This is a genomic window from Viridibacillus soli (genome assembly GCF_016612995.1).
GTDB lineage: Bacteria > Bacillota > Bacilli > Bacillales_A > Planococcaceae > Viridibacillus > Viridibacillus soli.
In genome coordinates, this window is record NZ_JAEOAH010000007.1 from 135439 (window position 1) to 151635 (window position 16197).

The 16197-nt window shown below is 37.7% G+C and carries 12 protein-coding genes; 11 read left to right on the forward strand and 1 reads right to left on the reverse strand.

Annotated elements, in window-relative coordinates; translation table 11 throughout:
* Window positions 1-38: 38 nt before the first annotated feature.
* The 3 genes from secA to JFL43_RS08295 all read left to right on the forward strand — a co-directional run bounded on the left by secA (window position 39) and on the right by JFL43_RS08295 (window position 4324).
* Window positions 39-2549 (forward strand): preprotein translocase subunit SecA, encoded by a 2511-nt coding sequence (gene secA / locus JFL43_RS08285; protein ID WP_200748660.1) that lies wholly within the window; start codon window positions 39-41, stop codon window positions 2547-2549.
* 152 nt (window positions 2550-2701) lie between these two features.
* Window positions 2702-3803, forward strand: a protein-coding gene (prfB, locus tag JFL43_RS08290; RefSeq protein WP_200748661.1) for a peptide chain release factor 2 whose coding sequence is annotated in 2 segments (ribosomal slippage) — window positions 2702-2776 and window positions 2778-3803 — 1101 coding nt in all. Because the reading frame shifts where the segments join, the coding sequence is not laid out codon by codon here.
* Between the two features lie 143 nt (window positions 3804-3946).
* Window positions 3947-4324, forward strand: a complete 378-nt coding sequence (locus JFL43_RS08295; RefSeq protein ID WP_100794688.1) for a hypothetical protein — start codon at window positions 3947-3949, stop codon at window positions 4322-4324.
* Here the strand turns inward: JFL43_RS08295 and JFL43_RS08300 are convergent.
* Window positions 4302-4793: a competence protein ComK gene (locus JFL43_RS08300; protein ID WP_200748662.1), complete on the reverse strand. Its 492-nt coding sequence runs from the start codon at window positions 4791-4793 to the stop codon at window positions 4302-4304. The genes JFL43_RS08295 and JFL43_RS08300 overlap by 23 nt on opposite strands.
* A 193-nt stretch (window positions 4794-4986) precedes the next feature.
* On the opposite strand from JFL43_RS08300, the gene JFL43_RS08305 reads away from it, so the two are divergent.
* The 8 genes from JFL43_RS08305 (at window position 4987) to JFL43_RS08340 (ending at window position 16178) form a co-directional block, all read left to right on the forward strand.
* Window positions 4987-5226, forward strand: coding sequence for an IDEAL domain-containing protein (locus JFL43_RS08305; RefSeq protein ID WP_100794686.1), 240 nt, complete (start codon window positions 4987-4989; stop codon window positions 5224-5226).
* Between the two features lie 205 nt (window positions 5227-5431).
* Entirely contained in the window at window positions 5432-7414 is a 1983-nt protein-coding gene (gene uvrB, locus JFL43_RS08310; protein WP_200748663.1) for an excinuclease ABC subunit UvrB, read from the forward strand.
* 5 nt (window positions 7415-7419) lie between these two features.
* Window positions 7420-10287: an excinuclease ABC subunit UvrA gene (gene uvrA / locus JFL43_RS08315; protein WP_200748664.1), complete on the forward strand. Its 2868-nt coding sequence runs from the start codon at window positions 7420-7422 to the stop codon at window positions 10285-10287.
* Between the two features lie 78 nt (window positions 10288-10365).
* The gene (locus JFL43_RS08320; protein ID WP_200748665.1) at window positions 10366-11577 is read left to right on the forward strand and encodes a DUF4097 family beta strand repeat-containing protein; all 1212 of its coding nucleotides are present in this window, start codon (window positions 10366-10368) and stop codon (window positions 11575-11577) included.
* A 216-nt stretch (window positions 11578-11793) separates the two neighbouring features.
* Window positions 11794-12480, forward strand: a complete 687-nt coding sequence (gene ftsE, locus JFL43_RS08325) for a cell division ATP-binding protein FtsE (RefSeq protein WP_200748666.1) — start codon at window positions 11794-11796, stop codon at window positions 12478-12480.
* Entirely contained in the window at window positions 12470-13354 is an 885-nt protein-coding gene (gene ftsX / locus JFL43_RS08330) for a permease-like cell division protein FtsX (RefSeq protein ID WP_200748667.1), read from the forward strand. Before ftsE ends, ftsX begins: the two co-directional genes overlap by 11 nt.
* 46 nt (window positions 13355-13400) lie before the next feature.
* Window positions 13401-14750 carry a murein hydrolase activator EnvC family protein gene (locus JFL43_RS08335; RefSeq protein WP_200748668.1) on the forward strand — a complete coding sequence of 450 codons (1350 nt, stop codon included), beginning with the start codon at window positions 13401-13403 and terminating at the stop codon, window positions 14748-14750.
* Between the two features lie 864 nt (window positions 14751-15614).
* Window positions 15615-16178, forward strand: coding sequence for a peroxiredoxin family protein (locus JFL43_RS08340; protein WP_200748669.1), 564 nt, complete (start codon window positions 15615-15617; stop codon window positions 16176-16178).
* Window positions 16179-16197: the final 19 nt, after the last annotated feature.

The following is a 16197-nucleotide window of genomic DNA, read 5'->3' on the forward strand; positions in this document are numbered from 1 at the left end:
TAAAATGAAGTATGAGACTATATGGGATGTGAAGATAAATGCTTGGCATATTAAATAAAGTTTTCGATTTTAATAAGCGTGAGATTAAACATTTAGAAAAAGTTGCAGATGCTGTTGATGCATTTGCTGGACAAATAGAAAAACTTACAGATGAACAATTGAATGCAAAGACTGACGAATTTAGAGAACGCTTTGCTAAAGGTGAAGACTTAGATTCACTTCGTCCAGAGGCATTTGCTGTTGTTCGTGAAGGAGCACGCCGTGTGTTAGGCATGTACCCATTCCGCGTACAGCTTATGGGTGGCGCTACACTTCATGAAGGTAATATCGCAGAAATGAAAACAGGTGAAGGTAAAACTTTAACGTCTACATTACCAGTGTATTTAAATGCGATTACTGGTAAAGGTGTACATGTCATTACAGTTAACGAATACCTTGCAAGTCGTGATGCTGAGCAAATGGGTCAATTATATGAATTCCTTGGATTGTCTGTAGGCTTAAACTTAAATAGTTTATCTAAAGACGAAAAACGTGAAGCGTACAATTGTGATATTACTTATAGCACGAACAATGAATTAGGATTTGACTACTTACGTGACAACATGGTTCTTTACAAAGAAGAGCGCGTGCAACGTCCACTTTATTATGCTGCAATTGATGAAATTGACTCTGTCTTAATTGATGAAGCGCGTACGCCTTTGATTATTTCAGGACAAGCTGCGAAATCAGCTCAACTTTATAAACAATCAAATGCATTCGTACGTACTTTAACTAAAGAAGAAGATTACAATTATGAAGAGCAAACTAAAGGTGTAACGTTAACAGAGCAAGGTATTGAAAAAGCTGAAAATGCATTTAATATTGAGAACCTGTTCGATTTAACACATGTGAGTTTAAACCATGCGATTAACCAATCATTAAAGGCGCATGCTTCAATGCATCTTGATATCGATTATGTCGTACAAGATGGCGAAATCGTTATTGTTGACTCTTTCACAGGTCGTTTAATGGATGGTCGTCGTTATAGCGATGGACTTCACCAAGCGATCGAAGCTAAAGAAGGTCTTGAGATTCAAAATGAATCGATGACAATGGCAACGATTACGTTCCAAAACTACTTCCGTATGTATGAGAAGTTATCAGGTATGACTGGTACAGCGAAAACTGAGGAAGAGGAATTCCGCAATATTTATAATATGCAAGTTGTGACAATTCCAACGAATAAACCGATAATTCGTGATGACCGTGCAGATTTGATTTACGCTACTATGCAAGGTAAATTCGAAGCTGTAGCAGATGATATCGCTGAACGTCATCGCAACCGACAACCAGTTCTAGTAGGTACTGTTGCGATTGAGACATCAGAGTTAATCTCTCAGTTGCTGTCAAAACGCGGTATTCCACATGAAGTACTAAACGCTAAAAACCATGAACGCGAAGCGGATATTATTGCAGAAGCCGGTTCAAAAGGCGCTGTTACAATCGCGACAAACATGGCTGGTCGTGGTACCGACATTAAATTAGCTGATGGTGTTTTAGATCTTGGCGGTTTAGCTGTTATTGGTACTGAACGTCATGAATCACGTCGTATTGATAACCAGTTACGTGGTCGTGCTGGTCGTCAAGGTGACCCAGGTGTGACTCAGTTCTACCTTTCACTTGAAGATGAGTTAATGCGCCGTTTCGGTTCAGAGAATATGAAGAATATGATGACTAAATTAGGTATGGATGATTCTCAACCAATTCAATCTGGTATGGTATCACGTGCTGTAGAATCAGCGCAAAAACGTGTTGAAGGTAACAACTTTGATTCTCGTAAACGTTTATTACAATATGATGATGTCATGCGACAACAACGCGAAATTATCTATAAAGAACGTTATGAAGTGCTTGAAACTGACAATATGCGTAATCTAGTTGAGACGATGATTGATGAAGTGTTAGTGAACACAGTGAGCGCTTATACTTCAGCAGACTCTGCAACTGATTGGAACTTAAAAGCAATAGAGGACTTCGTTGCAGCGAATTTATTACCTGAAGGGGTTATTACTGTTGAAGATTTACAAGGTAAATCAGTTGATGGTATCCTAGATGAAATTCGTGGGGAAATTAAAGAATACTATGACGAAAAAGAAGTAGAACTTTCTCCAGAACGTATGCGTGAGTTCGAAAAAGTTATTTTACTTCGTGCGATTGACTCTAAATGGATCGATCATATCGATGCTATGGATCAATTACGTCAAGGTATCCATTTACGTGCATACGGTCAAACCGATCCACTTCGCGAATACCAACAAGAAGGTTTCGAAATGTTCGATAGTATGGTTGAGGCAATCCGCATAGATGTTGCAAAATATGCGATGAAAGCTGAAATCCGCAATAACTTAGAACGTGAAGAAGTAGCGAAAGGCCAAGCTGTTAACCCAAAAGAAGACGGCGAACAAGTGAAGAAAAAGCCAGTCCGCAGCAAAGACGCTAACATTGGTCGTAACGATCCATGTCCATGCGGCAGCGGTAAAAAATATAAAAACTGCCACGGTGCAGTATAATATAGCCTATTCAAAGAACCAATTTTTATGGGCGGCCACTGACAAAACATGAGGGGATACTATTCTCTCATGTTTTATGCCGTCTTATGGTGGAATCATGTAGGCATCGATTATTGTGAAATAATCAAACCAAATTTGGAGGAATACAAACCATGTTAGAATTATCAGACGTACGTAATGAGTTAGACAATTCAGCTAAGAAATTAGCGGACTTCAGGGGGTCTCTTTGACTTAGAAAACAAAGAGGCACGTATACAAGAATTTGATGAATTAATGCTTGAACCTGAATTTTGGAACAACCAACAACAAGCACAAAATGTCATCAATGAGTCAAAAGGCTTAAAAGAAGTCGTGAACGAATATAAAGAATTAGAAGAAACACAAGAAAACTTAGAAATGACGCTTGAACTATTACGTGAAGAGCCTGATGAAGAGCTACAAGAGGAATTAGGCGATGAGTTAAAAGAATTCGTAACGCGTTTAAAGGAATTTGAGCTGCAATTATTATTAAGTGAACCGTATGATAAAAACAACGCCATTCTTGAACTTCACCCAGGAGCTGGTGGTACTGAATCACAAGACTGGGGTTCAATGCTATTACGTATGTACACTCGCTGGGCTGAAAAACGTGGCTTTAAAGTCGAGACAATGGACTATTTACCAGGTGATGAAGCAGGGATTAAATCCGTTACATTATCGATTAAAGGTCACAATGCGTATGGCTATTTAAAAGCTGAAAAAGGCGTACATCGTCTTGTTCGTATTTCACCTTTCGATTCATCAGGTCGTCGTCATACTTCATTCGTATCATGTGATGTGATGCCAGAATTCAATGATGAAATTGAAATCGAAATTCGCTCAGAAGATTTAAAAATAGATACGTATCGTGCAACTGGTGCTGGTGGTCAGCATATTAACACAACTGACTCTGCTGTTCGTATTACACACATTCCTACGGGGGCTGTCGTTCAATGTCAAGCTGAGCGTTCGCAAATCAAGAACCGTGAAAAATCGATGAATATGTTAAAAGCGAAATTGTATCAATTGAAAATTGAAGAACAACAAGCACAAATGGATGAAATCCGTGGTGAACAAAAAGAAATTGGCTGGGGTAGTCAAATTCGTTCGTACGTATTCCACCCATACTCAATGGTAAAAGACCATCGTACAAGTGCTGAAACAGGTAATTTGCAAGCTGTAATGGATGGAGACGTTGATCTATTTATCAATGCGTACTTACGTTCAAAACTTTGATCTTAATATGAAAAGCCATTCAACGGAGTGATTCGTTGAATGGCTTTTTTGCATGTAAAAGAATATACTCCCCACTTGCAATTTTCCATAAAAGTAGTAAAATAGTGAACAAGAACAAACGTTCCTATTTTGGAGGTGGAAGCATGTCGCGTATCCCAAATGAAGCTCTTGTAGTGCTTGAAACAGTTATTTACTTGCCAATGGTACTATCCATTTTCGAAAGAGACTGTACAGCGTTTGAACAAGGAACATTCAAATTGAAGCGGCCATATATCGATTTAGTGCATGAAGCGATGAAGCAAGTACAAAGTGAATTACATGCATCTCAACAATATTTGCAAAAAAACCGGCTTAAAATTATGCGAGGAAATCGTGATGAGTTATTTTCTGAATATATTTTCATCTACAATAATATGGAAGATCATCGTCGTTATTCTAACATTCGATTACGTAATCGAGTAGAAGAGCTCTTAACAATCTATTTAGCAAAAGCGCAAATTAGAAAAGAGAAGGACGTTTAAGTTCAAATCGTTGTTGTAAAAAGTATGCCATTGACAATTGACTTCTCATTGTGAGAATCGATACTTCTACTCCAACGTCTTGTCCATTCTTAAATGAGATGATACTTTTTGATGGACCAGAGCCCTCAAAATACTCGATTGCATGCATCGCAAACCAAACATTATAGTGCGAACTAGGTGACAAAGTGGGCAGGAAAATACAAGGCGTACCATAATCGTAAGCAACTACAATTGGTAGCTTATTGCGTGCACCTAGATACTCTCTTGACTTGTTAGTAGCAAGCTTAAAAGAAGTACCAAAGTCTGAGCAAGATTTATGGATCACTCGAGATGGTCTTGCTTCTACAAGAAAATCTCTATCCCTCTCAATAACTCTCGTGTAAATTTGATTATCTACAAAAACCGGAAACAGGGCAAACGTGTTAAAGGACAATGTGAAATTAGATAGTTTTATTAATTTTTCTTCCAATGTGTGTTCCTCCCTTCGAAATATATCGAAATTAGTATAATTTCACTACCATTTTAACTATATTTTGGATATAACACAATGATGAAATGGTTAAAAAAATTAAAAATTCAATATATTACCTGCGCTCTAAATTGTAATTGCTTATTTCACTAAAATTCCTTATAATAACAAAAAGGCATTCGAGGTGAGATCGTTGGATAAATACTATTCCTATACCGATTTTCTAAAAGCTCTTGGACGAACTGACAACACGAGTAATGCTGAGAAATTGTTGGACACAATCTATTTAGATTTATTTTTAAATCATGTACATCGTGCGCAAATTGAAGAACATTTATTAACTTGTATTGATTTAGCTTTAGATGAAAGAAATGAAGACGCATTTTATAAATACGCACAAGCATTACAGCAATTACAGACAACGGTTGGATAAGGACTGTTAGACAAATGTTGATTGATCATAGAAATACTTGTATAAGTTGTAAACTTAAACAAAAGAAGTTTACAGCATAACAAAATCGCTCCTTTCGAGAGCGGTTTTTTATTTCTAAAGCAAAAAACATACGTTCGCTTCTTGCTCGATATTTGCAATTTGCTATGTTAAAATATATGTAATTAGTGGCAAGGAGGAAGTGGCGATGGTTCAGGAATTTGATTTACATTCACCATACAAGCCAGATGGCGATCAGCCAGCAGCAATAATAGAGCTTGTCGAAGGTGTCCGCGAAGGTAAACAGCATCAAACCCTATTAGGGGCAACTGGTACGGGGAAAACATTTACAATTTCCAATGTTATTAAAGAAGTGAAAAAGCCGACACTTGTGATTGCGCACAATAAGACGCTGGCAGGTCAGCTATATAGTGAGTTTAAAGAATTCTTTCCAAATAATGCTGTCGAATATTTTGTCAGTTATTATGATTACTATCAACCAGAAGCTTATGTACCACAAACGGATACGTATATCGAAAAGGATTCGAGCATAAATGATGAAATTGATAAGCTACGACATTCAGCCACATCCTCTTTATTCGAAAGAGATGATGTTATCGTCATCGCATCCGTTTCGTGTATTTATGGCCTCGGTTCACCAGAAGAATATAGGGAAATGGTTTTATCCATTCGTACTGATATGGAAATCGAACGCAATCAATTATTACGCAAGCTTGTAGATATCCAATACGAACGGAATGATATTAATTTTACACGCGGAACATTTCGTGTGCGTGGTGATGTTGTTGAAATTTTCCCGGTATCGCGTGATGAAAGATGCATGCGTATTGAATTTTTTGGGGATGAAGTCGAACGTATTCGTGAAGTAGATGCCTTAACCGGCGAGATTCTCGGCGAGCGTGAGCATGTCGCCATTTTCCCAGCATCCCACTTCGTCACACGTGAAGAAAAAATGGTCAAAGCCATTGATAATATAAAAGATGAATTAAAAGATCAACTTGTGAAGTTTCGTGAGGAAGATAAATTACTTGAAGCACAACGCCTAGAACAAAGAACAAATTATGATTTAGAGATGATGAGTGAGGTAGGCTTCTGTTCGGGTGTTGAAAACTACTCACGTCATTTAACGTTAAGACCAGCAGGTGCAACGCCATATACATTATTAGATTACTTCCCAGAAGACTTTTTGCTCGTAGTGGATGAGAGTCATGTTACCTTACCGCAAGTTCGGGGTATGTATAATGGTGACCAAGCACGCAAAGGTGTTTTAGTTGATCACGGATTTCGTTTACCTTCAGCACTTGATAATCGACCGTTAAAATTTGAAGAATTTGAGAAACATGTGAATAACGCGATTTTTGTTTCTGCTACACCAGGACCTTATGAACTGGAACATACACCTCACATGGTTGAGCAAATTATCCGCCCAACTGGCTTGTTAGATCCAGAAATTGAAGTCCGTCCAATTGAAGGCCAGATTGATGATTTAATCGATGAAATTTATGCGCGCGCAGCAAAAAATGAGCGTGTATTGATCACGACATTAACGAAAAAAATGTCTGAAGATTTAACGGATTATTTAAAAGAAATCGGCATTAAAGTACAGTATTTACACTCTGAAGTGAAGACGTTAGAACGTATCGAAATCATTCGTGAATTGCGTATGGGCGTGTACGACGTCTTAATCGGCATTAACTTACTACGTGAAGGAATAGACATCCCTGAAGTGTCGCTCGTTGCGATATTGGATGCTGATAAAGAAGGTTTCCTACGTTCGGAACGTGCACTCATTCAAACAATAGGACGAGCTGCACGTAACTCTGAAGGCCACGTTATTATGTATGCAGATCGTATGACGGATTCAATGACTAAGGCAATCGATGAAACGAATCGACGACGTACAATTCAAGCGGCCTATAATGAGGAGCATGGCATCACACCAAGAACAATTCAGAAGAAAATTCGCGATGTTATACGGGCAACACAAGCAGCTGAAGAACAAGAAACATATGCAACAAAAGTAACGAAGGGCAAAAAGCTGACAAAGCAAGAAAAAGAAACGCTTTTACTATCATTAGAAAAAGAAATGAAGGATGCCGCAAAAGCGCTCGACTTCGAACGTGCAGCAGAGCTTCGTGATACAATCCTGGAACTGACAGCGGAAGGATGACAAAGTTGAAAAACCAAGAAATTATCGTTCAAGGTGCACGTGCCAACAATTTAAAAAACGTAGATGTGAAAATTCCACGTGATAAGCTCGTTGTTATGACAGGGTTATCAGGTTCTGGAAAATCTTCTCTTGCATTCGATACAATTTATGCAGAAGGGCAAAGACGTTACGTCGAGTCTTTATCTGCCTATGCTCGTCAGTTTTTAGGGCAAATGGACAAACCTGACGTTGATGCAATTGAAGGGCTCTCACCAGCTATTTCAATCGATCAAAAAACAACAAGCCGCAACCCGCGCTCAACAGTTGGAACAGTTACAGAAATTTATGACTATTTACGCCTGTTGTATGCACGTGTCGGCAAACCGATTTGTCCAAATCACGGCATTGAAATTACATCGCAAACCGTTGAGCAAATGGTTGACCGTCTTGTGCAATATCCAGAGCGTACGAAAATGCAATTGTTAGCTCCAATGATTGCAGGACGCAAAGGGACACATGTTAAGCTTCTTGAAGATTTGAAAAAGCAAGGATACGTCCGTGTTCGAGTAGACGGAGAACTACGTGATTTAGATGATAATATTGAATTAGAAAAAAATAAAAAGCATAGCATTGAAGTCGTTATTGACCGTGTTGTATTAAAAGAAGGTGTTGAAGCCCGTTTAAGTGATTCTCTTGAGACAGCTCTTAGATTGGCGGAAGGTCGTGTAATGGTTGATGTTATGGAACACGAGGAGCTATTGTTTAGTGAGCATCATGCATGCCCTATTTGTGGTTTTTCAATCGGTGAATTGGAGCCGAGAATGTTTTCGTTCAACAGTCCATTTGGTGCTTGTCCTCAATGTGACGGCTTAGGCACGAAACTAGAAGTCGATCAAACACTCGTGATTCCTGACTGGGGTCGTACATTAAATGGCGGCGCACTTGCACCTTGGGAACCAACGAGTTCACAATATTATCCCCAACTTTTAAAGGCGGTTTGTGATCATTACGATATTGATATGGATACGCCGGTTGAAGAAATACCTAAAGAGAAAATGGATAAAATTTTGAACGGCTCTGGCACGGATAAAATTCATTTCCATTATGAGAATGAATTCGGTAATATTCGTGACCAGCATATCGTTTTTGAAGGTGTACTACGTAATATTGAAAGACGCTTCCGTGAAACGTCTTCTGACTATGTACGTGAACAAATGGAAAAGTATATGGCACAGCAACATTGCCCATCTTGTCATGGACACCGTTTAAAACCCGAAACATTAGCGGTCAAAGTTGATAACAAGCATATTGGGGAAATTACGGAATATTCTATTAAGGATGCATATGACTTTTTCTCAAATTTAAAGCTTTCAGAAAAGGATATGCAAATTGCTCGCCTTATTTTACGTGAAATTCTAGAGCGCCTAGGTTTCCTTGTAAATGTTGGACTCGATTATTTAACATTGAACCGAGCAGCAGGTACTTTATCGGGGGGAGAGGCCCAGCGTATCCGTTTAGCAACACAAATAGGTTCACGCTTAACAGGTGTGCTATACATTTTGGATGAGCCATCTATTGGTCTTCACCAAAGAGATAATGATCGTCTGATTGATACGCTAAAAAATATGCGTGATATCGGTAATACATTAATTGTCGTGGAGCATGATGAAGACACGATGCTAGCTGCCGATTATTTAATTGATGTTGGTCCAGGAGCAGGTGTACATGGTGGTGAAATCGTCGCTGCAGGAACACCAGCTCAAGTTATGAAAAATAAAGATTCATTAACAGGTCAATATTTAAGCGGCAAAAAATTTATTCCACTACCTACTGAGCGTCGCAAGCCAGATGGTCGTTTCATTACGATTAAAGGTGCAAAAGAAAATAATTTAAAAAATGTCAAAGCTGAAATTCCACTGGGCTTATTTATCGCTGTAACAGGTGTTTCAGGTTCAGGGAAAAGTACTTTAATTAATGAAATTTTATATAAAGCATTAGCTCAAAAACTGAATCGTTCAAAGGTAAAGCCGGGCGAAGTGAAGGAAATTACAGGAATCGAACAGCTTGAGAAGGTTATTGATATCGATCAATCACCAATTGGTCGTACACCGCGTTCCAACCCCGCTACATATACAGGGGTCTTTGATGATATTCGTGATGTTTTTGCAACGACGAATGAGGCAAAAGTACGCGGATATAAAAAGGGACGCTTTAGTTTTAATGTGAAAGGCGGACGTTGTGAAGCTTGCCGTGGGGACGGAATTATTAAAATTGAAATGCACTTCTTGCCTGACGTTTATGTACCATGTGAAATCTGTCATGGTAAACGTTATAATCGCGAAACATTGGAAGTGAAATATAAAGACAAGAGTATTGCAGATGTCTTGAAAATGACCGTAGAGGATGCTGTGGAATTTTTCGCTAATATACCTAAAATTGCACGTAAGCTTCAAACGATTGTTGACGTTGGTTTAGGTTATATGGAGCTCGGACAGCCCGCTACAACATTATCAGGTGGGGAAGCCCAACGCGTGAAATTAGCATCTGAGCTCCATAAAAGGTCAAACGGTAAGTCAATTTATATATTGGATGAACCAACAACCGGTTTGCATGCAGAAGATATCGCCCGTTTATTAAAAGTGTTACAACGTTTAGTTGAGAGTGGTGATACTGTTTTAGTAATTGAACATAATCTTGATGTGATTAAAACAGCTGATTATATTATGGATTTGGGTCCAGAAGGTGGCGATAAGGGAGGTATGATTATTGCAACTGGAACGCCTGAAGAAATAGCAGAAGTAAAGGCATCTTACACGGGTCATTATTTGAAGCCGATTTTAGAGCGTGATCGAGCACGGATGGATAAAGTGCTAGCTACTGCGACAAATAAGTGAGGATGAAAATTCCAGGTAAGTGAAACTTTTTTGATGAACTTTCGTAAATAATAGTAATAAGTAAAAGGAGGCCGAATAATGCAAAGTGAACGTAAACGCATTTTAACACTGCTTGAAAAAGGCACCATTACAGCACAAGAGGCAATATTACTATTAGAAGCATTAGAAAAGAAAGCAGATGTAAATAGATCAGATGAAGCGGGGCACACAGCTTTTAGCCAAACTGAGGAGAAACAACAAGAGGAACAGCCACAGCCTGAATCGGAGCAAAAACAACCAAATTCCAATGACTATTTTGGGCGAAAAGAAGAGCCTAAGAAACAGTGCACTAGACAAAAATCGACTTCAGAGCAAGAATTTTTTGATGAGATTAAACAAGACTTCTCGCAATTTAGTACGAAGTTTATGGACTTTATGAATACGGCTGTTTCAAAAGTAAAGGATTTGGACTTTGACTTTGGAATTGGCGAAAAAAATGCATTTGAACATCATTTTGATATAGAAAACGCGGAGTTCACGCATATTAGTGTGGATATTCCAAATGGTCTACTGCAAGTAAAACCATCTACTGATGCAACTGTGCGTGCTGAATGTCGTGTACGTCCAACATTAGTACGCCCAAGTGACAATTTAGAAAAAGAATTTCTCGATAAGTTCATCATTACAAATGATAACGGTAAGTTACGTATTATTAGTAATTTGAAATCGGTGCGTGTGGATATTGTATTGTTTGTACCAAAACGCCAATACGAGGTAATCACAGCGAGTTTATTTAATGGTAGCTTTGCGCTAACTAATTTAGATGTCAGTAAGCTGAAAGTGAAAACAATGAATGGCTCGATTGATTGTCGAGGGTTCACATTTAAGAGTGTAGATTTGGAGTCTGCAAATGGTGCTATTAAAGTGAAGGATGTTGCAGGGGAGGAACTTGAGGCCGAAACAGTGAATGGTCAAGTGTATATTGACGGAGCTATTCGTGAAATTGAAGCAAGATCTGTTAATGGTCATGTCGTGGTAACAACTCGTGCAATAGATGCAACAAGAGTGAAAGCTCAAACCGTCGCAGGTGCTGTTGAATTCTATATACCAAGCACATTGTCATTACAAGGGGAAGTTTCTTCTAATTTAGGCAAAATGGATGTCCAATTAGCGGATGTACAATACCGCAATGAGCAGGAGCAATTTTTACAAAAATCTGTTCGCTTCTCTAAGAAAATACCAGATGCTCAAACTTTAACGATTGATGGTGAAACTAGAACAGGCTCGGTCGTCGTTCGATACAATCCTTAATATGAAAAAATTTAGCGAAGGAGATTCATTCTCCTTCGCTTTTTTTTGATATGAATCTATTATATAGTAGAAATAATCATATATTTCTTGTGTATTAAAAATAATAGCGAAATTTCAATTTAATTGAAATGTAATTGTAATAGTAGACTAGCGATTCAGTGATATAATAAGCTTGATAGAAAAGTTTTGTTTCATAAAAAATAGGTGGTAAAAAATATGATCGAAATGAAGAATGTTTATAAGAAATACCCAAATGGTATAGTTGCAGCAAATGGATTAAGTATTAAGTTTAATCAAGGTGAGTTTGCTTATATTGTCGGACCAAGTGGTGCAGGAAAATCGACTTTTATCAAAATGATGTATCGTGAAGAACGAGCAACATCAGGGGATATTGTCGTAAATGGTATGAACCTGACTACATTGAAAAATAAAGAGGTACCTTATTTACGCAGACAAATAGGAGTAGTATTCCAAGACTTTAAATTATTGCCAACACTTACCGTTTATGAGAACGTAGCATTTGCGTTGGAAGTAATTGAAGAACAACCTGATAAAATTCGCAAACGTGTCATGGAAGTGTTGGATTTAGTAGGATTAAAACATAAAGCACGCATGTTACCGAATGAATTATCTGGAGGAGAGCAGCAACGTATTTCAATAGCGCGTTCGATTGTTAATGTTCCAAAGGTTGTTATTGCCGATGAACCTACAGGTAACTTGGATCCGGAGACATCTTGGGATATCATGAACCTTTTTGAAGAAATTAATGCACGAGGAACAACAATTATTATGGCAACACATAACAAAGAAATTGTAAATACAATAAGACGTCGTGTAATCGCTATTGAAGGCGGATTGATCGTTCGTGATGAACATGGAGGTAACTACGGCTATGAAATCTAGAACTATAAAACGCCATTTTCGAGAAAGTCTAAAAACATTAGGTCGTAACAGTTGGATGTCCTTTGCGTCTGTCAGTGCAGTAACGGTTACATTATTACTAGTAGGCGTATTCGTCATGATTATGATGAATTTAAATAAAATCGCAACTGATCTAGAAAATGATGTAGAAATCAAAGTGCTCATCGAATTAGAAGCTGATCAAAAAGCCGAGGAAACACTGCAGAAACAAATTAAAGATTTATCGGGTGTAGATTCCTTTACATATTCATCAAAAGAAGAAGAGCTCAATCATCTTGTAAAAGATTTCGGGGAAGATTTAAGCTTATTTAAACAAAGTAATCCTTTACGCAATGTAATTTATGTTAAGGCTAGCGATCCGCAAAAAACGGCTGAAGTAGCAGAAAAGATAGAAAAGTTTGATAATACTCATGAAGTATTGTATGGAAAAGGGAAGATAGAAAAACTATTTAATTTTTTAAATATTAGTAGAAATGTTGGTATCGGTTTAATCGTAGCGTTGCTATTTACGGCAATGTTCCTAATCTCAAATACGATTAGAATTACGATTGTTGCGAGAAAACATGAGATCGAAATTATGAAATTAGTAGGGGCAACAAACTGGTTCGTGCGTATCCCATTCATTTTAGAAGGTATGTGGTTAGGCCTTTTAGGTTCAATCATTCCTATTACGGTTGTGACAATTGCTTATGTGAAATTACATAGTGTACTGCAACCAAAATTACAAGGCGAGATGTTCCAACTACTCGATGTAACACCGTTTATCATTGAAGTAGACTTATTAATTCTATTAATGGGTGTATTTATCGGGGTTTGGGGAAGCTTCATGTCCGTACGTAAGTTCTTAAAAGTATAAATAATTGAGATATGTTTAAAGCTGAAAAAAGAGGAGGCTTCACCAGTTGAAAAAACAGTTTAAAAGTATCCTATCTGTGATTGCGGCTACATTAGCCTTATCGTTGATTATTCAAGCACCAGCAGTTAATGCCGAATCATTAAATAATTTGAAAGATCAACAGAAGAAGATAGAGCAAAAGAAATCAAAACTCAACGACAATATTAATGATAAATCAAGTAAGATTGATCATAATCAATCGAAGCAAGATAAAATTATGGAGCAAATACAAAAACTAGATAAAGAGATTAACGAAACAGATGAGAAAATTGACGTTGTAATAACTAGTATTGAAAAAACAACTGGTGAGATTGAAGTGTTACAAGCTTCAATTAAAGAGTTAGAAGTGAAAATCGCAGAACGTGATGCTTTATTGCAAGATCGCGCACGTGCCATTCAAGAGGGCGGCAGTTCAATTAATTATGTAGATGTTCTACTTGGTGCTAATAGCTTTGTAGATTTCATTGATCGCTTTTCTGCAGTTAATACATTATTAGATGCGGACCGTAAAATACTACAAGATCAAGCGAATGATAAAAAGATTTTAGAAGAGCAAAAGCAAGAGCTTGAAGAAAAGCGTCAAAAACAACTTGACAACCGTGATAAATTAGAAGATTTGAAGAAATCTTTAGACTCACAAAAAGCAAGTAAAAATAAATTAGTAGATGAATTAGAGGCTGAGCAAGCGAAGCTGAAATCTCAAAAGAAATTACTTGAAAAAGAGTATTCAGAAGCGATTAACGTCAGCAAAAAAGTTGAGAAAGAGATTGCTAATGAGCAAGCTCGTCTAGCTGAAAGAGCACGTAAAGAAGCTGAAGCAAAAGCAAAAGCGAGAGCAGATGCAGCAAGAGCAGCAAAAGCAAATGCAAAAGCAAATGCAAATGCTGGTGGCGGCACAACCAACGTTTCAAATAGTGAAGAATCATCAAATGTACCAAATGTTTCTAGTGGTACATGGACAAGACCGACAAATGGTACGTTAACATCAGGTTTCGGCTGGCGTAATATCGGAGCAGGTCCTGAATTCCATTACGGCGTTGATCTTGCAAACGCACAAGGTACACCGATTGTAGCTGCTGCAGATGGTATCATCTTCCGCGCTAGTCCATTATCAACTTATGGAAATGTAATTATGATCACACACTCCATTGAAGGTAATACATTTACAACAGTATATGCTCATTTAAGTGGCTATAATGCAAGTGTTGGACAATCTGTATCCAAAGGTGAGGTAATCGGTTATATGGGCCAAACTGGTCGTGCATACGGAAGTCACTTACACTTTGAGATTCATACAACAGCTTGGCAAGGTCAACGTGTTGGGGCAGTTAACCCGATTCGATATATTTCGTTATAATAACGATTGATATAAAGTCGTCTGGAACCGGTGAAATCACCGACTTCAGGCGACTTTTCTTCATGATAGGATATAGCGGAATTTGGTGAAATTGCTTTTAATGCTGTAAAATCTAGCTTTGTCATCAATTTGTAAAATCAAAAAGCTTGTATTCCGAAATGACTCACTTTACTATACTTTTTAGGGTATATGGAATTTGAGTAGGTGTAGGTTTTGCTGGTGACAGAATGATATGCTATGCGTGGGGCGACGTTACCTATTTCGTGGATTGCGGTGCTCATCACATTTACTGTAACAGGACTTGTTTTATGGTGGCGATTTGACAAAAAAGAAGCGAGTATATATCAGACAATGCATTGTTTTTCATCCTCATTTGAATTTTAGTGTAATTGTCACAGATTTGTCGTTGGTTATAAAACAACCTTTACTTATACTATACTTTAGCGGAGGTACGATCGGTGTCTACATAGCAATTGTCGCAATATGTAGTTCCATTATTCGTCAATTTAAAAAGAATGCATTTGTAAGCTCTCATTTGTCCACATTAACAATGTCCATTATTGTAACGCGAAGTGTGTAACAAATTGCAATGGTCGTGCAAAATGACGGACTTGCTTGGTAAAGATGGCTAACAGCAGTGTTCTTTATTAGTTAAATGCTCATCGTATTACTGAATGGTTTGGAAAATGAACTTTGGCGCAAACAGCTTATGACCTTATTTAGTTGTAGTCGTGTATTTGTCACCGTATTACATTCAGGCGGTTTGTGGCAAAAATCATTGATGGCGACTTTAATATTTGGTTTGTTTGTGTTACTTGCACATTTAATAAAAGATAGAGAACGAAAACAGATGGAGGCTCCAGTATGAAGAAGAAAATAATTGCTATGCTTTTGATTGCTGTAATGATTGGGATTGCTCTGACAAACTTCGTGAAAACGAAAATAGCTGAGGAGCAGGAAGTGGACGCTTTAGCTAATAGTAGTTTAGCTAATAGTGGTTTAGCTGTTGGTCAGATGGCACCAGATTTTGAATTAGAAACATTAGATGGTAAAAAAGTGAAGCTATCTGATTTTCAAGGAAAAAAAGTTATTTTAAATTTCTGGGCGACTTGGTGTCCACCATGTAAAGAAGAGATTCCTCATATGCAAAAATATTATGAGAAATTTGCAAAAGAGGATAATTTTGAAATTGTCGCTGTCAATTTAACAAATAAAGATAAAAGCATTGAGTATGTAAAAGAATTCGCTAAAACGTATGAGATTACTTATCCTGTGTTATTAGATACCGAGGGTAAGCAGATGAAGCAATATAAAATCCGTATTATACCAACGACATTCTATATTGATACGAAAGGCGTCATTCAGGAGAATAAGCCGGGGCCTGTCGATCAAGACAGTATGAAGGAAAGTATTAAATCATTAGATTAATGAAGAAAAATCCACTTTT

Bases quoted from the DNA above. Each gene is read 5' to 3' on its own strand.
- secA (WP_200748660.1), top strand. From the start codon at position 39: ATGCTTGGCATATTAAATAAAGTTTTCGATTTTAATAAGCGTGAGATT.
- JFL43_RS08295 (WP_100794688.1), top strand. From the start codon at position 3,947: ATGTCGCGTATCCCAAATGAAGCTCTTGTAGTGCTTGAAACAGTTATT.
- uvrB (WP_200748663.1), top strand. From the start codon at position 5,432: ATGGTTCAGGAATTTGATTTACATTCACCATACAAGCCAGATGGCGAT.
- JFL43_RS08320 (WP_200748665.1), top strand. From the start codon at position 10,366: ATGCAAAGTGAACGTAAACGCATTTTAACACTGCTTGAAAAAGGCACC.
- ftsE (WP_200748666.1), top strand. From the start codon at position 11,794: ATGATCGAAATGAAGAATGTTTATAAGAAATACCCAAATGGTATAGTT.
- ftsX (WP_200748667.1), top strand. From the start codon at position 12,470: ATGAAATCTAGAACTATAAAACGCCATTTTCGAGAAAGTCTAAAAACA.
- JFL43_RS08340 (WP_200748669.1), top strand. From the start codon at position 15,615: ATGAAGAAGAAAATAATTGCTATGCTTTTGATTGCTGTAATGATTGGG.